Raw genomic sequence first — 21,851 nt, forward strand, 5'->3', positions numbered from 1 at the left:
AACTCAGCTCCCCGTCGGCCGCACGAGGGCGACCGCGGTGCGCAGCAGCAGACAGATGTCCTGCCACAGCGACCAGTTGTCGATGTAGGCGTTGTCGAACCGGCAGCGGTCCTCGATGGAGGTGTCACCGCGCAGCCCGTGCACCTGGGCGAGGCCGGTGATGCCGGTCTGCATCCGGTGCCGGGCCGCGTAGCCGGGGTAGGTCTGGCTGAACTGGCCGACGAAGTACGGGCGTTCGGGGCGCGGACCGACCAGGCTCATGTCGCCGCGCAGGACGTTCCAGAGCTGGAGCAGTTCGTCCAGCGAGGTGCGGCGCAGCAACCGGCAGAACCAGCGCATCTGTTGCTCGTTCGCCACGCTCCACCGGGTCGCCGACTCGTGCGCGTCGACCGGGCTGTGGGTGCGGAACTTCAGCAGGGTGAACGGCCGTCCGCCCCGGCCGATCCGCTCCTGCCGGAACACCACGCCCGGTCCGTCGCACGCCCTGAGCACGACCGCGCACAGCAGCAGCAGCGGGCTCACCGCGAGCAGCAGCGTCCCGGACACCGCGACGTCCAGCGCCCGCTTGCCCGGGTGCGGCCGCCGCCGTACGCCCGTCTCCAGGCGGCGGCAGGAGAACCCGGCGAGACGTTCGCGCGACTCGTACGACGGGGAGTCCGCGTCGACCTCCCACACCGCGCAGCCCGACTCGGCCAACGCCCGCAGCAACGGCCCCTGTTCGGTGCGCACCGAGGGGTGCACCGCGAGCACCGCGCGCACCCCGTTCTGCACCAGGGCGCGCTCCACGTCGTCGCCGGTCGTCAGCACCGGCAGCCCGCCGGTGCCCTCGGGCCGCTCCGCGACGACACCCACCGGCCGCACCCCGCACGCCGGGTGGCGCAGCACGGCGGCGGCCACCCGCTGGGCGGTCGCCGCCGGGCCCACCACCAGCGCGGCGTGCGGGCGGCGCAGCAGGCGGGTGCGGCGGCGCCAGTGGACCAGGCCCCGGCCCGCGCAGCTCACCGCGGCCTGCGCGAGGGGCCCGGCGGCCAGGACGGCCGCGGGCAGCGCGTGTTCGGGGGCCCGCGCGGCCACGGCCGCCGCGAGGACCGCCCAGCCGACCGCGATCCGCCCGCACACGGCGGGCACTTCGCCGAGGACGGCCGGCACACCGGTCGAGCGGTACAGGGCCGCCTGTGCGTTGAGGAGCACGACGCCGATCAACAGGGCTGCTGCGAAGGCCGGTTGGATCCGCTCGCCGGTCAGGACCAGCGCGCCGCACAGCGCGGCCGCGCAGTCCGCGGCGAGCAGCGGCACGGCGGAGGGGCGGCGCAGTGGAGGTCTTCGGCCGGCCGGGAAGCGGAAGGCGGCCGGGAACCGGAGCCCGGACGTGCCGCGCGAGGCGATGACCGAGACGGCCGAGAGTCCGTGCTCCCGTGGCTGTCCGCCGGGGGAGGGGACGGTGCTTTCCGCAGTCACGAGTGGATGGACTCCCTGCACTCGGTGGGCTCGACGAGCGCTGCGGCCCCGTGGCCGAGCAGGTCGCGGTACACGTCCGCGAACTGCTCGGCGGTGTGCCGCACGTCGTGCGTGGACAGGACGTAACGGCGTGCGCGTTCGCCGAGGGACTCGCGCAGCAGTGGGTCGCGCAGCAGGCCGGTGACCGCCTCCGCCAGCGCCGCCGGGCTGCCCGGCGGTACCAGGCAGCGCCCGGCCAGCCCCGGCGGCAGGCTCTCGCGGGCGCCGTCGACGTCGGTGACGACCACGGGCCGTCCGCACGCCATCGCCTCCAGCGGGGCCAGCGCCATGCCCTCCCAGCGGGACGGCAGGACGACCAGGTCGGCCGCCTGGTACCAGGGCACGGTGTCCTCGACGGCGCCGGTGAACAGCACCGACTCCGGGGCACGGGAGCGCAGTTCGTCGAGGTCGGGTCCGTCACCGACCAACACGAGCCGCGCACCCGGCAGTTGTGTGACAATCGTCGACCAGGCGTCGAGCAGGACGTCCTGCCCCTTCTGCCGGCACAGCCGCCCCACGCAGACCACCAGCGGTGCCGAGGGCGGCAGTTCGGCGAGTGCGGGCAGGGCGGTGCGGACGGCGCCGACGCGGGCGGGGCGGAAGCGGCGGGCGTCCACGCCGTTGGCGACGACGCTCCACCGCCCGGCGATCCCGGACCGCTCCCCGGTGCGCCGCTCCGCCTCGCTCACGCACACCAGCCGCGACGCCCACCGCGCGCCCCACCGCTCCCAGCGCAGCGCGAGCGCGGCGGTGACGCCCCCGACCGCCTCGAACGACCAGGCGTGCGGCTGGAAGACGGTCGGCACGCGGCCCCGCAGCGCGAGTCGCCCGGCGAGGCCGGCCTTGGCGCTGTGCGCGTGCACGAGGTCGGGCCGCACCTCGTCGAGCAGCCGGGCCAGACCCCGTACCTCGGACCACAGGCCGGGCCCCGGCGACCGGGAGGCCCGCCAGTGCCGCACCCCGGCGCCCAGCGCGGCGGCGTCGTCGGCGAGGGCACCGCCGGGGCAGGCCACCGTCACGTCGAGACCGGACGCGAGCTGGGCGCGCACCAGGTCCACGACGACGCGGGCGACGCCGCCGTCCACGGGCTGCGCGAGGTGCAGGACGCGTGGCGGAGGGTCGGTTGCTGACTGGTGCATGGCGGGGCTTCCTCGCTCACGGGGCGCTCGGGACGGACGGGAGCGCGCCCTACTTCCGGGCGTCGACCGCGACGAAGAGCGCACCCGCCCACGCCGCGTCCCGCTGGGAAACGAGCCGGAAGGCCAGCTGGTCACCACCGCGGCGCAGCGCCTTGCCGAGTTCGAACACGTCGGAGTCGTAGCCGAGCGTGTTCGCGTACGCGGGCGTACGGCCCGAGACGGCGCGTCCGGGCTCGCTGATCGTGGAATTCAGTACGTCGGCACCGGGGTTGGCCCCGTCGCCGAGCACGGTCGTCGCCGTACGGCCGGTCGACAGTGTGAGCGAGTCGCCCGTGGTGCCCCGGTCGCCGTCGTACGCCACCAGACCCGCGCGGCCGGACGCCTTCGCCGGGAAGGGCATCCCGCGCAGCCGCACCGTGCGGTCCGCCCCCGCGCCGAGCGGACCGAACCCGTCCCACAGCGCCAGGTGCCGCAGCGGCTCCGCCGGGTTCTCGTACGCGACGACCAGCGTCCAGCCGCCCCACGCCCCGGCGGCCGAACGGCCCATCGCCACGTTGACCTGCGCCACCGTGTACTGCCCCGGGCCGCTGTCGCGCACCAGCCGGGTGACGTCGGCGGAGGCCTGGTAGGCGTCCGCGCCGTACGCCGCCCGGTGCCCGACCACGGTGTCGGCCGTCACCGCCTTGTAGGAACCGCCGGGCTCCGCGAACAGCACGCGCCCGTTGTCCTTCGGCGGCTTCTGCTCGCCGACGCGCAGGTTGCCGCCCCAGTACAGCCGCGCGTACGACACCCGGGAGCCCTTGGGCGTCCGGACCTCCGCGCGGGAGGAGTTGTAGGTGTTCGGGTCGGTGTCGGTGTCGACGTAGAACATGTCGAAGTCGCCGTTGACGCCGGCCCTCGGCCCCTTGGCCCGCGCCCCGGCCACGGACCGGCCGGCGCGGGCGTTCGCGCAGGCGGGCGAGGTGGCCCGGCAGCTGATGGAGGAGTTGGCGGCGCGGACGATGCCGCCGTGCTGGAGCGCGTGGTAGCGCTGCGCGAAGGGAACCTCCCGTGCCTCGCCCGGCGCGGCGGCCGCGCCCTGCCCGGTCTGCTGGGGTCCGGCCTGCGCGGCCCCGACGGACGGGGCGGGGGCGGCGAGTTGGGCCGGTGGCGCGGGCGGCGGGGTGGCGGCACCGGCGGCGGCCGGGACGCAGAGCGCTCCGAGCGCGAGGGCGCCCACGATCGTGCGGCGCAGCGGGGGGCCCGGGTTTGTGCGCATGGCCGTCATTGCCCTTTCGAGAATCGCTCGTGGAACGGCAGCCCCGCGCGAAGCGGCGGTCGGCGGCCGGTGGTACGGCGTATCGGCGTCATAAGCGTGCGGAGCGCGGTGCGCAACACTAGTCGCTATCCGTACTAATCCACAGAAAACAGACATGTGTGTCGGACTGGTGAAGCAACTTCCGTGCGGGATCACCCCATTGGCGGCACAACCCCGGGCGGCTCGACGCGTTGACACAGCGCCGGGCCATACCGCCCGGATGTTTGCGTCAATCCAAGGAGCACTTCTCCATGTCGCGTATCGCGAAGGGCCTGGCCCTCACCACTGTTGCCGCCGCCGCCGTGGCGGGCACCGCCGGCATCGCCGCCGCCGACAGCGGCGCGCAGGGCGCTGCCGCCCACTCCCCGGGTGTGCTCTCCGGCAACGTCATCCAGGTTCCGGTCCACATCCCGGTCAACGTCTGCGGCAACACCGTGAACGTCATCGGTCTCCTGAACCCGGCGTTCGGCAACACCTGCGTCAACGGCTGACGTCGACGCGCTTCCCTTCGGCCGGCCGCCCCCACGTGCTTCTCCCGTGGGGGCGGCCGGTTGTGCGTTCCCCCGTACGGACCTGCGCCGCCCCGCGGCCGGACGGCCGTCGCGCGCCGTCCCACCAGGGCCGATGCCGTCACCCCCGGGACGCGGCGGCCGTCGGCCGTCCGTGCGCGGTTGCGCCGGGTGCCCGGCGATTCCACGGTGGGCTCAGGTTTGTTGCACATCGAAGGGAACACCCATGCGTGGTCTGCCCGCGCGGCGCATCGCGTCCACCGTCCTCTGCTCCTGCCTCCTGACCGGCATCACCGGTCCGTTGGCCGCGGCCGCCGAGCCCGCCCACCAGCGCCCGCTCGCCGTCCCCCGGACGCCCACCTCCGACAACGACGCACTGCTCGCGCAGACCAGGGATCTGGGGGACGTCCTCGGCATCCTCACTCCGGTCACCGCCCTGCTGAACGCCGTGCTCAAGGCCGACAACGGTCAACTCCAGCCCGCCCAGGCGCAGAAGCTCACCGACGCGGTGAAGGAAGCCCTCGCGGCGCTTCCCGCCACGACCGCCGTGCCCGCCCCGGCGGCACCGGCCCTCCCGAAGAGCGACCCGGCCCCCGCCCCCGACGCCGCGGGCACCGCGCGCGCCGACCTCGCGGGCGCCGTCGACGCGCTGCTCACGGCATCCACCTCCGGCGACGCCGGAAGCGGGAACGGGACCCTGGACGCCACGGTCAAGAAGCTGGTGCAGGGCCTGGTGGACGTCATCGCCGCCGCGCTCGCCACCGGCGGCCTGCCCGCGCCGAGTCTGACGGGACTGGCCGCGCCGTCCGCCTCCTGAGGTGATGTGAGCGAGGTCAACAGGGCGCTCCGAAAAGGCCGTTGGGTCGGCCGTTCGCACCGGTCCGACCCAACGGCCTTTCGCGTGCGCGGCGGTTCGACGGCGTCTTCCCGTACGAGGTCGGGAAACGCGGACGAGCCGATCCCCGTATTCGGGTGGGACCCGGAAAAATTCCGTGACCGGGGTTTCCGTCGTGGCCGGTCGTCGTTGGGCATGGCGTCACCAACGCCCGCGGCGACGTGAGTTGCCGACGAAAGGAACCCGAATCCGATGAAGTCCCTCAAGGCCGTAGCCGTCGTCGCCGGAACCGTGGCCCTCGCCGGTGCCGCGACTCCCGCGTTCGCCCAGAACACCGCCAACCTCACGCCCACCAGCCTCAACGGCGGCGTGAACTCGATCGCGGAGGGCCTCAGGGGCCCCGTCGACCTGATGCCGCTGCAGAACCAGTCCGACGCCCTCGACACCGAGAACAAGGGCTCCGCGCTGAACGCCGTCAAGGGTGCGACCGGCGCCCTCAACAGCCACAGCAAGCTGCTCGGCGGCCTTCCGCTCCAGGGCTGACGCAGCCGGACACCCGGTCACGCCGAAACGGTTGCTCTCAACGAAGTTGCTTTTTATGGGAGTTGTCGTCGGCGGCGCGGCCGAAGTGTTTTCCCGGAGGGCCGATTTCGCATCGCGCGGAATCGGCCCTCGGCGTTTTCCCTTTCCGATGTCCTGCCTTCCGCCTCCGGCGTCCTGCCTTTCGCCCCCCGCCGTCCTGCCTTTCGGCTCCCGGTGTCCGGGGCGGCCCGCGGTCGGTGCGGGCAGGCCCTGTTCGAAGGCGCGTCCCTCGTTCGTGTGGACACCGTGCGGGGCGTCGCCCGGTCGGGTGAGTGGGCCCGGGGCGCCCGGCGGCCCGTCGATATGGTCGCGCGGTGACCTCAACCCCAAGCGAAACACGCCCGTTCAGCGTCGCCGACCTCGGCACGCTCGTCGTGATGCCCTGGAGCGGCGAGGCTCCCGACGGCGACATGCCCTACCTGCTCGCCTACTCCCTCGGTGACGCCGCGGGCGGCCCGGACGTCACGTCCGCCGCCGTGGAGAACCTCCTCGTCAGCAACGGCCTGCCCGTCGGCGGCGAACTGGTCGACGGCGCCAACAAGCCGAGCCTGCCCGTCAGTCTGCTCGTCGAGGCCGGCCAGGCCGTGGTCCGGATGCCGTCCCTCAACGCCCAGTGCACGCCGCCCCCGGAGTGGCTGGACGCGATCGCCGAACGGGGCTTCGCCTACTTCGTGTTCACCACCCGGCCCTGGCCCGAGGCCGAGCCCGGCAAGCCGGTCACCCCGGAGGCGCTGGCCGAGTTCGCGGGCGCCGACGAGACGCTGAACGCCGCGGCGCACGTCGTCCTGCCGGCCAAGTCCCTGCGCGGCTGACGGCACCGGAGCCACCGCCCGTCTGCCGTCGTACTACTGCGGCAGACGGGCGATTCTTGAACTGAAGCGGTTTCCGGGCTCGTTACGAGGTAAGCACGCCGCGCCCGCCGTCCGCGGGCCCGTGGCGCCTCCCGCAAGTGAAAGGGACCGTACCCGAGATGAAGCCCACTGTCCGAGGAACCCTGGCCGCCGTGATCACCTGCGTGGCGGCAGCGGCGGCCGGAGCCGTGGCCGCGTCGCCCGCCGCCGCGGCCGGCTCGGTGCCCGTCCCGGTGCCGCTCGAAGGCGTCGAGAACTCCCTCAACATGGAACTGCCGCACGCCGGAGTCGAGTTGCCGCTGCCGACGCCGGGCTCGCCCGAGGCTCCCCGGTACACCGAGGGGCGACTGCTGCCCGACCGCGCGCTGCCCCAACTGCCCGTGGAGGCCGGACTTCCCGGCGCCGACGTCAGGGCCCCGCTGCCGCGCGTCCTCGGCGACGACTTCGACCACGCGGCGGCCGGCGCCCCGGCGAGCGCCGTGAACGCCCTGGCCCCCGGCGCCTCCCTGGACGCCCCGCTGACCGCGCCGGACGCCGGCAACTTCGGTGTCCCCGGCCTGAAGCCGCCGCAGGCGGGCGTCCTGGCACCGGCGCTGAGCGCCGTCCCGGCGGCGGACCTGGCGACGGGCCCCGGCCTGTAGCACCGCCGCACGACGCCCGACCCACGCGGTACGACCGCGCCGCTCCGCCGGTGTTCCGCCGCCCGGCGGTGACTCCACGGGCCTTTCCTCGGTTACGGCTGTGGACAACCGAACCGGACGAGGAGAGTGAGTCATGGCCTTCAGCGTCGGCGGAACACCGGCGGAAACGGACACCGGAGCGCGGGAGTCGCCCCCGGGCCCGCACCCGGCGTGGGACACGGCGGCCTGCACGGGCGGGGCGCCCGCCCGCCCGGCCCGGCGGGGCGTGGCCCGGGGGCTGCTCGCCGCCGGACTGGTCGCGGTCCTCGCACCGGTCGCGGCAGCCGTGCGCGCCGCCCACCGAAAGCAGCAACAGGCTTCCGGCGACGAGGACTTCGGCCCCGGGAACTTCGAGGAGACCTACCTCGGGCGCCGTGTCCGGGTCGCCCCGGCGGGGTCGGACGGCGAGGCGTGGCACGTCACCGTCGACGGCCGTCCGCTGCACCTGATGCGCCGCGCGGACGGCACCTGGCTCAGCATGGTCGACCACTACTGCTCGTACCCGACCCCGCTCGCGGCGGCGCGAGCGGCGGTCGACGCTCTCGGCCCCCACCGCAACCTCCTTGCGGAACACGGCACTTACGAGGGCGAGGGAGCCCACGGCGACGGTGCGGGCGCCGGCTCCGGCGGAATGCGGATGGGAGGCCACCGCGGTGGTGTACACGCGTAAGGACGTCAGCACGCTCACCGGCGCCGAGAAGCGGCGGTTCGTCAACGCGATGCTCGCGGTCAAACGGCGCGGCGAGTACGACGAACTGGTGCGCACGCACGTCCAGTTCTACGTGCCGGACGGCGAGAAGGGCCTGCGGGCCGCGCACATGACGCCGTCCTTCCTGCCCTGGCACCGCCGCTTCCTGCTGGAGCTGGAGCGGGCGCTGCGCGAGGTCGACGCGTCGGTCACCCTGCCGTACTGGGACTGGACCCGGGACCGCACGAGGACGTCGTCGCCGTGGACCGCCGACCTGCTGGGCGGCACCGGCCGCCGCTCCGACGGGCAGGTGCTGGACGGGCCGTTCGCCTACGCGGCGGGCGACTGGAGGATCACCGTGAACGTCACCGACGAGAAGTACCTGACCCGGGACCTGGGCCGCTCCCGCGACCCGATCGACCTGCCCACGCGGAGCGAGCTGGACGACGCGCTCGCCGCCACCGTCTACGACGTGTCGCCGTGGGACTCGACGGCGCGCTCGGGCTTCCGCAACAAGCTGGAGGGGTGGGGGAGCGGCCGGGGCAGTGTGTCGTGGCGCAACCACAACCGCGTCCACCGGTGGGTCGGCGGCGCGATGCTCGGCGGGGCGTCCGTCAACGACCCGGTCTTCTGGCTGCACCACGCGTTCCTTGACCTCCAGTGGTCGCGCTGGCAGACCAGGCACAAGGGCGCCCGCTACCTGCCGGCCGAGCCGCCGGGGCGGGGGAACGCCCAGTACGGCCGGATCGTCGCGCGGAACCAGAAGATGCCGCCGTGGGACGTGACCCCCCAGTCGCTGGAGGACCACGGCGCGCTGTACCGCTACGCCTGACCGGCGGAGCGGATGCGGCGGGGCCGTGCCCGCCGCGGGGAAGAGCCCCGGCGCTCAGGGTGCCGGGGCTCTTCGTGCGTCCGGTTCCCGCCGTGGGCCGGCGGGGAGGTCGTACGCGGTGCGAAGGGGGCGTCAGCTGCCGTAGCCGCCGTGGTTGCCGCCCTGGTGACGGTCGTGGCCGTAGCCGCCGTCGTCGTGGTGACGGTCGTGGCCGCCGCCGTTGACGCAGGTGTTGCCGAAGGCCGGGTTCAGCAGGCCGATGACGTCGACGGTGTTGCCGCAGAGGTTGACCGGGACGTTGACCGGAACCTGGATGACGTTGCCCGACACGACGCCGGGCGAGCCGACGGCCGCACCCTGGGCGCCCGCGTCCGCCATGGCCAGACCCGCTCCGCTGACCACCACGGCACCCGTGCCGAGAGCGACGGCTGCTGCCTTCGCGATGCGAGAAGACATCACGTTCTCCTTAGTGACTCGGTGAGTGCGGAAGCAGGACTCGCCACCCGCACTTCCCCTTCAACGCGGTCACCGACCGCTGGTCACGGCGAACGGCCGGGTTCCCGTTTCTTCACCTGCGGAATCGGCCCGTCCGGAGCATCGCGGCCGTGGAGGTGGACAGAAAAACTCACTTCGTCCCGGCCCGCGCCCGCCGCTACCCTCCCGGCATGCCAACCGACGAACCGGAGAAAGCGGCCACCGCCGAACCCGCCATCGCACCCACCGCCGAGCGGTCCACCGGGCCCGCGGCTCCGGCCGCCGACCGCGCCGGTTCCCACCTCGTCCGCCTCTTCGCCGAGGAGAGCAGGGTGCGGGCCTTCGCCGCCGTCGTGCTCGGCGCCCAGCGCCCCGGCGAGGTGGCGAGCGCGGCCGGCCTGACCGCGCGCGAGACGGCGGCGGCGCTGCGGCGCCTGACGGACAGCGGCGCGGTGGTGGCCGGCAGGTACGGCCAACTGGGTGTCGACTACGGTCACTTGCGTGACGCCGCACGTGCCGCGGTGACCGCGGCGGAGCGGGCGGACGCCGGTGACGGGGGTGCCGCCGAGGGCGGCGAGGGCGACGACGGGCCGACGGAGATGATCCTGCGGACGTTCGTGCGCGACGGCCGCCTGGTCCGGCTCCCGGCCCGCTGGACCCGCAAGAAGATCGTGCTGCGGCACATCGCGGAGCGCACCTTCGAGCCGGACGTCGAGTACCCGGAGCGGATGGTCAACGACAAACTGCGCGCCTGGTGCGAGGACGGCGAGGTCGACCATGTGACGCTCCGGCGCTACCTGGTGGACCTGGCCCACCTGCGCCGGAGCGACGGCGTCTACGTCCGGACGGCGGATCCGGCCGGGACGGACTGAAAAACCCCCGGCCGACGGTTCAGGGGAGCAGCCGCACCGGCGCCCCGGCGAGGAACGCGGCGACGTCCTCGACCGCCTGGCCGTAGAACGTCTCGTAGTTGGCGCGCGACACGTAACCGATGTGGGGCGTGGCCAGCAGCCGGGGAGCGGTGCGCACGGGGTGGCCGGCGGGCAGTGGCTCGATGTCGAAGACGTCGAGCCCGGCGCCGGCGAGACGGCCCTCGTGGAGGGCGGCGAGCAGGGCGTCCTGGTCGACGATGGCCGCGCGCGAGGTGTTGATCAGGTACGCGGAGGGCTTCAGCAGGGCGAGTTCGGCGGCACCGAGCAGGCCGCGGGTGCGGTCACCGAGCGCGAGGTGCACGGAGACGAAGTCGCTCCCGGCGAGCAGGGTCTCCTTGTCGGGAGCGAGCTCGACGCCGTGCTCGGCGGCGCGTTCGGCGGTCAGGTTCTGACTCCAGGCGCCGACCTTCATCCCGAAGGCGTTCCCGATCCGGGCGACCCGCCCGCCGATCTTCCCGAGTCCCAGCAGCCCGAGCCGCCTCCCCTCCAGGTCGGCCCCCACTGTGCTCTGCCAAGGCCCGTTCCCGCGCAGGGAGTTGTTCTCGGTCACCACCCCTCGGGCGAGACCGAGCAGGAGCGCCCAGGTCAGCTCGACGGCGGGCGCGGAGGAACTCTGGGTCCCGCACACGGTGACGCCGTGCGCGGCGGCGGCCTCGTAGTCGATGACGCTGTTGCGCATCCCGGTGGCCACGAGCAGCCTCAGCCGCGGCAGCCGGGCGATCAACGAGGCGGGAAACGGCACGCGTTCGCGCAGTGTGACGACGAAGTCGAAGTCGGCGAGGGCGCCGGCGAGAGCGTCCTCGCCCTCGAAGTGCTCCCGGAACGCGACGACTTCGACGTCTCCGGCGATCGCGCCCCAGTCGGCACAGTCGAGAGCGACACCCTGGAAGTCGTCCAGCACAGCACACCGAAACCGCACGTCACACCCTCCTCGTTTCCCTCGGCGACCCTATCGGAGGGGCGGCCGGGAGCCCCCGCAGCCCCGGTCAGCCCCGGCCACCCACCCGCCGCACCATCAGGACCCGGCACCCCCACTGCGCGAGACCTCCGACGAGGAAGGACGCCAGGAGGGCGCCCAGGTCGACGACGTGCGGCATCCCGGGAAAGAGGACGAAGAACGCGAGGGACGTCCCGAAGCCGACGACGAACGCGGCGACGCACGCCCGGCGAATCCGGACCTCGTCCTGCTTCTCCGCCGTACCGGCGCCATTGGTGCTGTGCCGTTGATCAGTCACGCGCGCGCTCACTTCGTGATGTCGTGGCATTGGCCGGCAAGGCGCTTGCCGGTGACGTAGAGCCGGGCGCACGCCTTGCCGAAATGCCGAAGGCGGCTGGGCGAGTTGTTGCGCATCGGGTCGATCCTGCACTCCCGGTGCGTTGTTCCCCGGGCGACCCGGTATGTCCGGTTACCGGTGTCGGCGTAGGTGAAGTCGATGCGCCAATTGCAGAACCCGCTGTTGAGCGCCCGACGAATCCGCAGTCGACGCCGGCGTCGCTTGCTCGCCTTCTTCGTTTCCAGGTCACTCGTTCCGGGCGGCCTCGGCTTGACGGCGTCTCTTCGGCGCCGGGATGGCGGTCGCGCGGCTGGGGAGCGGGTGGGCCGACGGCTTCGCGCACCCGGAGGAAACCGCGGGTGGCAGCAGAGAACCCTCCCCGGAGGGAGGGTCGGAGTGGGCGCCCCCGGCAGGACTCGAACCTGCGGCCAAGCGCTTAGAAGGCGCCTGCTCTATCCACTGAGCTACGGGGGCCGGGTGTGTGCTGGCCTCTGTCGTGGTGCCCTGGGGTGGGCTGATCCTCGACGTTGCCGGGGTCAAGGATAGGGCTCCCGGATCCTTGTCCCGGCAGCTTCGCCTCCGTGGCTCGATGTGGAGGTTCGGTGAAGCGCTCCTGATAATCGCAGGCAGGTACGAATCGTGCATCGCTTTTGGCGTCTCGCGCCACGGGTGTTGTGCACTCGTTATGCCTCTGCCGGGCGCACGTCCCGGTCGTCCCTTCCGTCCCCCGTGTCTCCTCGGTGTCCGGTCGGCGCGCAGGTATGTCTATGTGCTTCATAAATGCCCCGAAATTGGGCATTCTTCGCATGTGGTGACCTTGGACGTACGGCCTCAACTGCTCGACGCACTGTCAGCCCTGCGCGACCGTGTCGCCTCCGCACGCTTCCCGTTGCCCTTGCTGGGGGCTCCACGCGCGCGTGCCAACCGCGACGAACTGCTCGCCCAACTGGACGACTACCTGGTGCCCCGGCTCAGAGATCCGGACGCACCGCTGCTGGCCGTGGTGGGCGGATCGACCGGCGCCGGCAAGTCGACCCTCGTCAACTCCCTCGTCGGGCGCCGCATCAGCGAGGCGGGGGTGCTGCGGCCGACGACCCGTACGCCCGTGCTCGTGTGCAACCCCGAGGACCACCACTGGTTCAGCAGCATGCGCATCCTGCCCGACCTCACCCGCGCCTGGGTCCCCCACCAGGAGCCGGGGGACGAACTGCTGCTTCCCGACGGCGACTCCACGCGCGTACTGCGCATCGAAACCGCCGACACCCTCCCCGCCGGCCTCGCCCTGCTCGACGCACCGGACGTCGACTCCCTGCTCGCCGACAACCGCGCGCTCGCCGCGGAGCTCATCTGCGCCGCCGACGTCTGGGTGATGGTCACCACCGCCGCCCGTTACGCCGACGCCGTGCCGTGGCACCTGCTGCGCACCGCCAAGGAGTACGACGTCACCCTCGTCACGGTGCTCGACCGGGTGCCGCACCAGGTCGTCTCCGAGGTCTCCCGGCAGTACGGGGCGCTGCTCACCAAGGCGGGCCTCGGAGAGGTGCCGCGCTTCACCGTCCCCGAGCTGCCCGAGTCCGCCTGGGGCGGCGGGCTCCTGCCGTCCACCGCGGTGGCGTCACTGCGTACCTGGCTCGTGCACCAGTCCCAGGACCCCGCCGCCCGCCAGCACTCCATGGCCCGCACCGCGTACGGCGTCCTCGACTCCCTCAAGTCGCGGATGCCCGAGCTGGCGGGTGCCGCCGCCGCCCAGTACGCCGCGGCGCTCCGGCTCACCGGCGCCGTGGACACCGCGTACGACTCCGAGTACGGGCGGTTGCGGGGGCGGCTCCAGGCCGGGGCCGTGCTCGCGGGGGACGCGCTCAAGCGGTGGCGTGCCTTCCCCCTCGACTGCTCGGCCGGGGAGCTGCTCGACGCGCTCGTGGAGAGCCTCAGCGCGCTCCTGCTGTGCGCGGTCACCGCGGCCGACGAGCGCGTCGACGAGGCCTGGCGGCGCGAGCCCGGGGCCGGTGCCCCGGGCCTCCTCGCGGGCCGCGACCCGGTGCTGGAGAGCGCGGAGCACCGGATCGGCATGGCCGTGCGCCGCTGGCGCCGGGAGATCGAGGAGTACGCCGAGGAGGAGGTGCGCGACCTGGACCGCAGTGTCGCGCCGGACCCCGAGGCCGTCGCCGCGCTCGTCGCGATCGTGCTGCTGGGCGGACACCGCGTCCGCTCGGCCGGCGAGAGCCTCGCCGAGCGTGTCGGCGCCCAGGGCGCGCTGCGGCTGCGCGACCGCGGCGGACGCCTGCTCAACGAGCAGCTCGACCGCGTCGTCGGCAACGAGCGCGAGCGCCGCCTCGCCCCCCTCGACGCCCTCGAAGTGCACCCGGAACCCCAGGCCGAACTCATCGCCGCGCTGTCCGTTCTGCAGAAGGAGAGGTGACCGATGACCGCCGTCACGGACCACGACCACACGGATCACACGGATCACACCCGCCCCGGGCACGCGGACGCGGACAGGGACGCCGATCGCGCCGGCCGAGGGGCGGGGGAGACCGTCCCGGCGGCGTCCCCGGCCCCGGCGCCCGAGGGCGGAACGGAGGACGCGGGAGAGCACGCCGCCTCCCCCGCCGAGCCCGGCGCGGGCGTCGACCACGCGCACGTACCGGACGGGGAGGACTCCGCGCGCGTGGTCGCCGCCGGACCGGGCGTCCTCCGGGGCGACGACCTCGGGCACGACCACGAACACGGTCACGACGACGACGCCTTCGAGGTCGGCCCCGACACCGAGGCCGATCTCGACCTCGACCCCGAGCACGACTCCGGTCCCGACCGCGACTCCGGCATCGACGATGACGGCGAGGACGGCGAGGAGCCCGGCGGCACGGGTGTCTGGGACGACGGGCTGATCGCCCGCCGGGTGAGCGGAGCGGCGGGAGCCGCCGGCCCGCACACCTCCCCGCGCCTCTCCGCCTACTCCGCGCATCTCGCGCCCGACGAGGCCGTGTTCGCCCCGTCGGCCCCCGCCGCCCTCGCGGTCGAGGCGCGCGCCTCGACCCCGCAGACCGTCGAGCCGCTCGCGTACGACGGGCCGCTGCGTTCCCGGCTCGACGCGCTGCGCGAGCTGGTGGGCCTGTCCCGCACGCGGCTGGACAGCCGCACGCTCGCCGAGGCGGGCCGGGTCCTCGACGAGGCCGCCGCGCGGCGCAGGCTCTCCGGCGAGCACACGGTCGTCGCCATCGCGGGGGCGACCGGCAGCGGCAAGTCGCAGCTCTTCAACACCCTTGCCGGGGTGGCGATCTCCGAGACGGGCGTACGGCGGCCGACCACCTCCGCGCCGATCGCGTGCAGCTGGAGCGACGGCGCCGCGACCCTCATCGACCGGCTCGGCATCCCCGGCCGGCTGCGGCGCCGCCCCACGCACAGCTCCGACCCGGACGGCCAGTTGCGCGGGCTGGTCCTTGTCGACCTGCCCGACCACGACTCGGCGGCCGTGCAGCACCGTGAGCAGGTGGACCGCATCCTGCGGCTGGTCGACGCGGTCATCTGGGTCGTGGACCCCGAGAAGTACGCCGACGCGATCCTCCACGAGCGCTACCTGCGGCCCATGGCCGGGCACGCCGAGGTGATGTTCGTCGTGCTCAACCAGGTCGACCGGCTGCCCGGGGAGGCCGCCGAACAGGTCCTCGACGACCTGCGGCGGCTGCTCGACGACGACGGCATCGCCCTCGGCGAGTACGGCGACCCGGGCGCGAACGTCCTCGCCCTCTCCGCGTGCACCGGTGACGGCGTCGACGAACTGCGCGAGGCGCTCGGCCAGTTCGTGTCCGAGCGGGGTGCCGCCGCCCGGCGCATCGCCGCCGACGTGGACGCCGCGGCCGCGGGGCTCCGGCCGGTCTACGCCACGGGGCGCCGCGCCGGACTGAGCGAGGAGGCGCGCGACGAGTTCGCCGCCCGGCTCGCGGACGCCGTGGGGGCCACCGCCGCCGGTGAGGCGGCCGAACGCGCCTGGCTGCGCAACGCGAACCGCGCCTGCGGCACGCCCTGGCTGCGGCTGTGGCGCTGGCACCAGGAGCGCCGCGAGCCCGTCACGGGGCGGCTCGTGCTGCGGACGCAGGAGGACGAGGAGGTCACGGCACGCCAGCGGGTGGAGCAGGCGGTGCGCACGGTGTCCGAGCGGGCGTCCGCCGGGCTGCCGACGCCGTGGGCCCAGGCCGTGCGGGAGGCCGCCGTGCGGGGCTCGCACGGGCTGCCGGAGGCGCTCGACGAACTGGCCGTACGGGCCGGACTGCCGACGGGCAGGCCGCCGCGGCCGGGCTGGTGGCCGGTGGCCGTGCTGACCCAGGCGGCCATGACGATCCTCCAGGTCGTGGGCGGCCTGTGGCTGACGGGCCAGATCATCGGGTTCATGTCGCCCAACCTCGGAGTGCCCGTCCTGCTGATGGTGATCGGCATCGTGGGCGGTCCGCTCGTGGAGTGGGGCTCCCGGATGGCCGCGCGCGGTCCCGCCCGGCGCTACGGGCTCGACGCGGAACGGCGGCTGCGGGAGGCCTCGGCGGGCTGCGGCCGGGCCCGGGTGCTCGATCCGGTGGCGGCGGAACTGCTGCGGTACCGGGAGGTCAGGGAGCAGTACGTACGGGTCACGGGGGCGCAGGTGGCCGCGCACTGAGCGCGGGCCGGGCGGGAGGTCCCGGTCCCAGTCCCGATCTCAGTCCCAGTCCCGGTCCCGGTCCAGGTGCGGGGCCGGTCCCCGCGGGGAGCGGCCCCGCACCGGCGTGAAGGCCCTGCCGCGGCGCGGTGCCGCGGTCGCCCTCGGCCGTTCCGTCCCCCGGGAGGGCGACGAGGTTTTCCACAGGTGGGCGGTGGTCCACAGGCTCCAGCGGGCTCGCCCGGACGGAGGCAGTCTGTCAGTGCGGGGATCGCGACGGAAGCGGTCGCCGCGGCAGACGCAGCCGTACGGGACGGGCCCGTTCGGGTGTCCGCCCGGCGTGAGTGTCCGGGCTGGGAGGGGTGTGCGATGAACGAGACGATGGTGTGCGTGGTGGGGAACGTGGCGACCCAGCCGGTGTACCGGGACACGGCGGCCGGTGCCTCGGCGAGGTTCCGACTGGCCGTCACCTCGCGGTACTGGGACCGCGAGCGGAGCGCGTGGACGGACGGGCACACCAACTTCTTCACGGTGTGGGCCCGCCGGCAACTGGCGACGAACGCGGCGGCGTCCCTCGCCGTGGGGGATCCGGTGGTGGTGCAGGGGCGGTTGAAGGTGCGGGTGGAGAACCGTGACAGGCAGTCACGGACGTCGGCGGACGTCGAGGCGGTGGCCGTGGGGCACGACCTGGCGCGGGGCACGTCGGCCTTCCGGCGGGTGAACCGGCCGGAAGCGGGGGGTGCGGCCGTGGGGCCGCCGGAGGGTGGCGGGCCGGGAACCGGCGTCGGCGCCGGAGGGGGCGGTGGCGGCGGTGGCGGCGGGGCCGGACCGGAGTCGCGGACGGGGGCCGGGCAGGTGCCGGACGCGGAGCCGGTGTGGGAGACGCCCGTGCCGGACGGCGACCGCCGACCGGAGTGGGAGCCCGCCGTGCTCGCCTGAGTGGGGAGCACCGCGGAACCGCCCGGAGTCACCCTGAGGACGCCCTGAGTCGCCCGGCACGGCCGGACGCGGCTGGATACAGGCCGGGCGATAACGATTCCGAGTCGGATCGAGCCCGTGAGGTTCGGACTCCGAGAGTCCGGTGCGGGAGGTACTTAGGATGCCGAACGGAGTCCTGGTGGCTCCTGATTCTGTCGGCGGGGCGGGTTTGCTCACCTCAACACGCCCTGCCTGAAAGGGAATTCTGTGCATTCTGTGTTCGCTGTGTGGTCCCGCCACGGACGGGGCGCGGCGCGTGCCGCGGCAACGGCGCTGATGTCGGGCGTAGTTGTCACCGGCCTCGCGGTCGTCGCCCAGCCGGCCGCCGCCGACGACGTGGCGCCGCAGGTTCCGGCGGGCGCCACCGCGACCATCGGCGGCCTCAAGACCTACGGCGACGCGGTGATCCACGAGGAGAACGGCGACGAACAGACCGTCTCCGCAGGGCTGTTCGAGATGTCGGTGGACGACGGCGGCACCCTCCAGACCTACTGCGTCGACCTCCACAACCCCACGCAGAAGGACGCGAAGTACCAGGAGACCGACTGGAGCGGCACGTCGTTGGGCACCAACAAGGACGCGGGCAGGATCCGTTGGATCCTGCGCAACTCCTACCCGCAGGTCAACGACCTCGCCGCGCTCGCGGCCAGGGCCGGGGTCAGGAGCGGGCTGACCGAGCAGGACGCCGCGGCGGGCACCCAGGTCGCCATCTGGCGCTACTCGGACGGGGCGGACGTCGACGCCGTCGATCCGCAGGCGGAGAAGCTCGCCGACTACCTGGAGAAGAACGCCCGCGGGGCGGCGGAGCCGAAGGCGTCGCTGTCCCTCGCTCCGGCCGCCGTGTCCGGGCACCCCGGTGAACTCGTCGGGCCGGTGACCGTGCACACCAACGCCGGCACCGCGACGGTGGCTCCGCCGGCGGACGCCGTCACGAGCGGCGTGCGGATCGTGGACAAGAAGGGCAAGGAGGTCACGTCGGTCGCCGACGGCGGGCAGCTCTACTTCGACGTCCCCGCGGACGCCGCCGACGGGTCGGCCGACCTGACCGTGCAGGCGTCGGCCACCGTCCCGGTCGGCCGCGCGTTCACCTCGGAGAGCCACAGTCAGACGCAGATACTCGCCGGTTCCAGCGAGTCCACTGTCTCCGCCACCGCGAGCGCGGCCTGGGCCGTGAAGGGCGCGATACCGGCGCTGTCCGCGGCGAAGAACTGCGCCGCGGGCGGGGTGGACATCAGCACGGACAACCAGGGCGACCAGCCGTTCACGTACGAGCTGCTCGGCACCGAGCACACCATCGCGGCCGGGACCAGGCAGACGGTGACGGTCCCGCTGGAGGAGGACCAGGCCTACGACTTCACCATCACCGGACCCAACAATTTCGAGAAGCGGTTCACCGGCGTCCTCGACTGCCGTACGCAGGCGGTGGCGGCGAGCGGCGACTCCACGCAGACGCTCGACGAACCCAGCCCGGTCGCGGTGGGCGACACCACCACGGGCGGGGTCGACCTCGCCGACACGGGCAGCTCGGGCGCTACGTCGGAGCTGACGGCCGCCGGCCTCGCGTTCGTCGCGATCGGCGCCCTGACGCTCGCGGTGATCCGCAAGCGCAGGCCCGCCGGCAACTGAACCCGCGGGACCCCGGGCTCCGACCCCGAACCCCGACATCGAAGACCGAACCCCGATACCGACCTCGACCCCGAACCTTGGCAAATCAACAGTGAGTCATGGGCGCGGAACAGCGGGTGCGCCCCCGCATCGGCCCTGCGGCGGTCTCCCGGACCACGGTCACCAGGCGGTTTTCGCCGGTAGCGGGCCATGCGGCAAGATGGGGTGTATCTGCCCACTGCCGATTTCAAGCGTCCGGACGGTTTCTCTTGGCTGAGTTCATTTACACCATGCGCAAGACGCGCAAGGCGCACGGCGACAAGGTGATTCTCGACGACGTCACCCTGAGCTTCCTCCCGGGTGCGAAGATCGGCGTGGTCGGGCCGAACGGTGCGGGTAAGTCCACCGTTCTCAAGATCATGGCGGGCCTCGAGCAGCCCTCCAACGGAGATGCGTTCCTGTCGCCCGGCTTCAGCGTCGGCATCCTCATGCAGGAGCCGGAGCTGGACGAGTCCAAGACGGTGCTGGAGAACGTCCAGGACGGCGCCGCCGAGCTGATGGGCAAGCTGAGCCGTTTCAACGAGGTCGCCGAGCTGATGGCGACCGACTACTCGGACGCGCTCATGGAAGAGATGGGCAAGCTCCAGGACGACCTGGACCACGCCAACGCCTGGGACCTCGACGCGCAGCTCGAACAGGCCATGGACGCCCTGGGCTGCCCGCCCGGCGACTGGCCGGTCACCAACCTGTCCGGTGGCGAGAAGCGCCGCGTGGCGCTCTGCAAGCTGCTGATCGAGGCTCCGGACCTGCTCCTCCTCGACGAGCCCACCAACCACCTCGACGCCGAGTCGGTGAACTGGCTGGAGCAGCACCTCCAGAAGTACGCGGGCGCCGTCGTCGCCGTCACGCACGACCGGTACTTCCTGAACAACGTCGCCGAGTGGATCCTCGAACTGGACCGCGGCCGCGCCATCCCCTACGAGGGCAACTACTCCACCTACCTGGACAAGAAGGCCAGCCGCCTCAAGGTCGAGGGCCGCAAGGACGAGAAGCGCGCCAAGCGGCTCAAGGAAGAGCTGGAGTGGGTCCGGTCCAACGCCAAGGGCCGCCAGACCAAGTCCAAGGCCCGCCTCGCCCGTTACGAGGAGATGGCGGCCGAGGCCGACAAGATGCGGAAGCTGGACTTCGAGGAGATCCAGATCCCGCCGGGCCCGCGACTGGGCTCGATCGTCGTCGAGGTCCAGAACCTCTCCAAGGCGTTCGGCGACAAGGTCCTCATCGACGACCTCAGCTTCACCCTGCCGCGCAACGGCATCGTCGGCGTCATCGGCCCGAACGGCGCCGGCAAGACCACGCTGTTCAAGATGATCCAGGGCCTGGAGACGCCGGACTCCGGCACGATCAAGGTCGGCGAAACGGTCAAGATCAGCTACGTCGACCAGAGCCGCGCCAACATCGACCCCAAGAAGACGCTGTGGGCCGTCGTCTCCGACGAGCTCGACTACATCAACGTCGGCCAGGTCGAGATGCCGTCGCGGGCCTACGTGTCCGCCTTCGGTTTCAAGGGCCCGGACCAGCAGAAGCCCGCGGGTGTCCTCTCCGGCGGTGAGCGCAACCGGCTGAACCTGGCGCTGACCCTCAAGGAGGGCGGCAACCTGCTGCTCCTCGACGAGCCCACCAACGACCTCGACGTGGAGACCCTGTCCTCGCTCGAGAACGCGCTGCTGGAGTTCCCGGGTGCGGCGGTGGTCATCTCCCACGACCGCTGGTTCCTGGACCGGGTCGCGACGCACATCCTCGCGTACGAGGGTGAGTCGCGGTGGTACTGGTTCGAGGGCAACTTCGAGTCGTACGAGAAGAACAAGATCGACCGTCTCGGCGCCGACGCGGCTCGTCCGCACCGGGCCACCCACAAGAAGCTGACCCGGGGCTGATCTTGCGCCACATCTACCGCTGCCCGTTGCGCTGGGCGGACATGGACGCGTACGGCCACGTCAACAACGTGGTCTTCCTCCGCTACCTGGAGGAAGCCCGTATCGACTTCCTGTTCCGCCCGGACATCGAGTTCCGGCAGGGGTCCGTGGTGGCGCGGCACGAGATCGACTACAAGCGGCAACTCGTCCACCGGCACGAGCCGGTGGACGTGGAGCTGTGGGTCACCGAGACGAAGGCGGCGTCGTTCACGCTCGCCTACGAGGTCAAGGACCCGGGCGTGCTGTACGTCCGGGCCTCCACGGTGATAGTGCCGTTCGACTTCGAGGCGCAGCGGCCCCGCCGCATCACCGCGGAGGAACGGGCGTTCCTGCGCGGGTACATGGACGAGGCCGGCGAGGACAAGGACGGCGCGAGGAAGGCCGTCGTCGTATGACGGCGCTCCAGCTCGCCGAGGACGGGGAGGCGGCGGACCTCGCCGCGTTCCTGTCCCGTCTCGTCCACTACGACCGGGCGGCCGCGGTGCGCCTCCAGGCGGCCGGGACGGCCCTCGCGGTGTTCGGCAGGCCCCCGTCCTTCGAGGTTCTCGTGGTCCGCGCGGCGCGGCTCGCGAAGCCGTACGAGAAGGGTCTCGAATCCACGCTGGACGTGACCGTCTCCGCCGGTGAACTCCTGGAGTCCGTCGACGAGTCGGCCGCGACGCTGACCGTGCCGGCGGCGGTGACCGGGCCGCCGTGGGCCGGTGTGCTGCCCCCGCGCGGCGGCTGGAAGGCCGAGCCGGGGCTCCCCGCGCCGGAGGCGCTGCGGGCGCTGGTCGCCGCTGCGGTCGGTGAATTCAAGTCCCGTACGGGGGAGTTGGCGCCGGAGCTGCGCACGCGCGGTGAACTCGACCGGATCGGGCGGGACATCTGGTCCCGGACGGTGGGCGGCACCCCGCTCCCGGTGCGCGCCGTGCACGCGGCCCAGTCCCTCGGTTTCCTGCGCCCCGCGGGCGAGGGGCACTTGGGGCTCTTCTCGTCGGGGAGCTGGCTGCGGCTGCGCACGCCGTACGGCTCGGTCGCCGTCCGCCGGGCGGGCGCCGGGACGCTGGGGCTCAGCGTCCGCTGAGGCGGGCGCGCGCGG

General features: G+C 73.2%; 21 protein-coding genes and 1 tRNA gene. 15 read left to right on the forward strand and 7 right to left on the reverse strand.

All coding sequences use genetic code 11. The features are described from left to right. Window positions 1-3 precede the first annotated feature (3 nt). The 3 genes from ACFZA0_RS01480 to ACFZA0_RS01490 are packed head-to-tail and all read right to left on the reverse strand — an operon-like array spanning window position 4 to window position 3,894. Entirely contained in the window at window positions 4-1,458 is a 1,455-nt protein-coding gene (locus ACFZA0_RS01480) for an exopolysaccharide biosynthesis polyprenyl glycosylphosphotransferase (protein ID WP_391009434.1), read from the reverse strand. Continuing rightward, entirely contained in the window at window positions 1,455-2,636 is a 1,182-nt protein-coding gene (locus ACFZA0_RS01485) for a glycosyltransferase (protein WP_391009437.1), read from the reverse strand. Before ACFZA0_RS01485 ends, ACFZA0_RS01480 begins: the two co-directional genes overlap by 4 nt. A 49-nt stretch (window positions 2,637-2,685) precedes the next feature. Continuing rightward, window positions 2,686-3,894 (reverse strand): DUF3344 domain-containing protein, encoded by a 1,209-nt coding sequence (locus ACFZA0_RS01490; protein WP_391009440.1) that lies wholly within the window; start codon window positions 3,892-3,894, stop codon window positions 2,686-2,688. Window positions 3,895-4,184: 290 nt separating this feature from the next. Between ACFZA0_RS01490 and chpG the strand changes: the two genes are divergently transcribed. The 7 genes from chpG to ACFZA0_RS01525 all read left to right on the forward strand — a co-directional run bounded on the left by chpG (window position 4,185) and on the right by ACFZA0_RS01525 (window position 8,910). Continuing rightward, a complete protein-coding gene (chpG, locus tag ACFZA0_RS01495) occupies window positions 4,185-4,424 on the forward strand; it encodes a chaplin ChpG (protein ID WP_391009442.1) in 240 nt (79 codons plus the stop codon). A 244-nt stretch (window positions 4,425-4,668) separates the two neighbouring features. Continuing rightward, window positions 4,669-5,259 carry a hypothetical protein gene (locus ACFZA0_RS01500; protein ID WP_391009444.1) on the forward strand — a complete coding sequence of 197 codons (591 nt, stop codon included), beginning with the start codon at window positions 4,669-4,671 and terminating at the stop codon, window positions 5,257-5,259. Between the two features lie 270 nt (window positions 5,260-5,529). Beyond that, window positions 5,530-5,820 (forward strand): hypothetical protein, encoded by a 291-nt coding sequence (locus tag ACFZA0_RS01505; protein ID WP_391009447.1) that lies wholly within the window; start codon window positions 5,530-5,532, stop codon window positions 5,818-5,820. 353 nt (window positions 5,821-6,173) lie between these two features. After that, complete coding sequence (locus tag ACFZA0_RS01510) at window positions 6,174-6,671, forward strand: DUF5949 family protein (RefSeq protein WP_391009450.1); 498 nt, start codon at window positions 6,174-6,176, stop codon at window positions 6,669-6,671. A 158-nt stretch (window positions 6,672-6,829) separates the two neighbouring features. Then, the gene (locus ACFZA0_RS01515; RefSeq protein ID WP_391009453.1) at window positions 6,830-7,351 is read left to right on the forward strand and encodes a hypothetical protein; all 522 of its coding nucleotides are present in this window, start codon (window positions 6,830-6,832) and stop codon (window positions 7,349-7,351) included. Window positions 7,352-7,484: 133 nt separating this feature from the next. Beyond that, entirely contained in the window at window positions 7,485-8,060 is a 576-nt protein-coding gene (locus ACFZA0_RS01520) for a tyrosinase family oxidase copper chaperone (RefSeq protein WP_391009456.1), read from the forward strand. After that, window positions 8,044-8,910: a tyrosinase family protein gene (locus ACFZA0_RS01525; RefSeq protein ID WP_391009459.1), complete on the forward strand. Its 867-nt coding sequence runs from the start codon at window positions 8,044-8,046 to the stop codon at window positions 8,908-8,910. The genes ACFZA0_RS01520 and ACFZA0_RS01525 overlap by 17 nt, the downstream gene beginning before the upstream one ends. Before the next feature lie 132 nt (window positions 8,911-9,042). On the opposite strand, the gene ACFZA0_RS01530 is transcribed toward ACFZA0_RS01525, so the two are convergent. Next, window positions 9,043-9,366: a chaplin family protein gene (locus tag ACFZA0_RS01530; protein ID WP_391009463.1), complete on the reverse strand. Its 324-nt coding sequence runs from the start codon at window positions 9,364-9,366 to the stop codon at window positions 9,043-9,045. Window positions 9,367-9,575: 209 nt separating this feature from the next. On the opposite strand from ACFZA0_RS01530, the gene ACFZA0_RS01535 reads away from it, so the two are divergent. Beyond that, a complete protein-coding gene (locus ACFZA0_RS01535) occupies window positions 9,576-10,256 on the forward strand; it encodes a DUF2087 domain-containing protein (protein WP_391009466.1) in 681 nt (226 codons plus the stop codon). Between the two features lie 19 nt (window positions 10,257-10,275). On the opposite strand, the gene ACFZA0_RS01540 is transcribed toward ACFZA0_RS01535, so the two are convergent. The 3 genes from ACFZA0_RS01540 to ACFZA0_RS01550 all read right to left on the reverse strand — a co-directional run bounded on the left by ACFZA0_RS01540 (window position 10,276) and on the right by ACFZA0_RS01550 (window position 12,064). After that, the gene (locus ACFZA0_RS01540; RefSeq protein WP_391009469.1) at window positions 10,276-11,235 is read right to left on the reverse strand and encodes an NAD(P)-dependent oxidoreductase; all 960 of its coding nucleotides are present in this window, start codon (window positions 11,233-11,235) and stop codon (window positions 10,276-10,278) included. 67 nt (window positions 11,236-11,302) lie between these two features. Further along, window positions 11,303-11,551: a hypothetical protein gene (locus tag ACFZA0_RS01545; protein ID WP_391009472.1), complete on the reverse strand. Its 249-nt coding sequence runs from the start codon at window positions 11,549-11,551 to the stop codon at window positions 11,303-11,305. A gap of 440 nt (window positions 11,552-11,991) precedes the next feature. Further along, window positions 11,992-12,064 (reverse strand) — tRNA-Arg (locus ACFZA0_RS01550). Window positions 12,065-12,398: 334 nt separating this feature from the next. On the opposite strand from ACFZA0_RS01550, the gene ACFZA0_RS01555 reads away from it, so the two are divergent. The 7 genes from ACFZA0_RS01555 to ACFZA0_RS01585 all read left to right on the forward strand — a co-directional run bounded on the left by ACFZA0_RS01555 (window position 12,399) and on the right by ACFZA0_RS01585 (window position 21,836). Continuing rightward, window positions 12,399-14,009 (forward strand): dynamin family protein, encoded by a 1,611-nt coding sequence (locus ACFZA0_RS01555; RefSeq protein WP_391009475.1) that lies wholly within the window; start codon window positions 12,399-12,401, stop codon window positions 14,007-14,009. A 3-nt stretch (window positions 14,010-14,012) separates the two neighbouring features. Then, entirely contained in the window at window positions 14,013-16,235 is a 2,223-nt protein-coding gene (locus tag ACFZA0_RS01560) for a GTPase (protein WP_391009479.1), read from the forward strand. A 348-nt stretch (window positions 16,236-16,583) separates the two neighbouring features. Beyond that, entirely contained in the window at window positions 16,584-17,153 is a 570-nt protein-coding gene (locus tag ACFZA0_RS01565) for a single-stranded DNA-binding protein (RefSeq protein ID WP_391009482.1), read from the forward strand. 315 nt (window positions 17,154-17,468) lie between these two features. Then, window positions 17,469-18,818: a Cys-Gln thioester bond-forming surface protein gene (locus ACFZA0_RS01570; RefSeq protein WP_391009485.1), complete on the forward strand. Its 1,350-nt coding sequence runs from the start codon at window positions 17,469-17,471 to the stop codon at window positions 18,816-18,818. Window positions 18,819-19,066: 248 nt separating this feature from the next. Further along, entirely contained in the window at window positions 19,067-20,731 is a 1,665-nt protein-coding gene (ettA, locus tag ACFZA0_RS01575; protein ID WP_391009488.1) for an energy-dependent translational throttle protein EttA, read from the forward strand. Window positions 20,732-20,733: 2 nt separating this feature from the next. Next, window positions 20,734-21,165 carry a thioesterase family protein gene (locus tag ACFZA0_RS01580; protein ID WP_391009491.1) on the forward strand — a complete coding sequence of 144 codons (432 nt, stop codon included), beginning with the start codon at window positions 20,734-20,736 and terminating at the stop codon, window positions 21,163-21,165. After that, the gene (locus ACFZA0_RS01585; RefSeq protein ID WP_391009494.1) at window positions 21,162-21,836 is read left to right on the forward strand and encodes a hypothetical protein; all 675 of its coding nucleotides are present in this window, start codon (window positions 21,162-21,164) and stop codon (window positions 21,834-21,836) included. The genes ACFZA0_RS01580 and ACFZA0_RS01585 overlap by 4 nt, the downstream gene beginning before the upstream one ends. The last annotated feature ends 15 nt before the right edge of the window (window positions 21,837-21,851 follow it).

The sequence above is a fragment of the Streptomyces sp. NPDC008150 genome, assembly GCF_042956945.1.
Classification (GTDB): domain Bacteria; phylum Actinomycetota; class Actinomycetes; order Streptomycetales; family Streptomycetaceae; genus Streptomyces.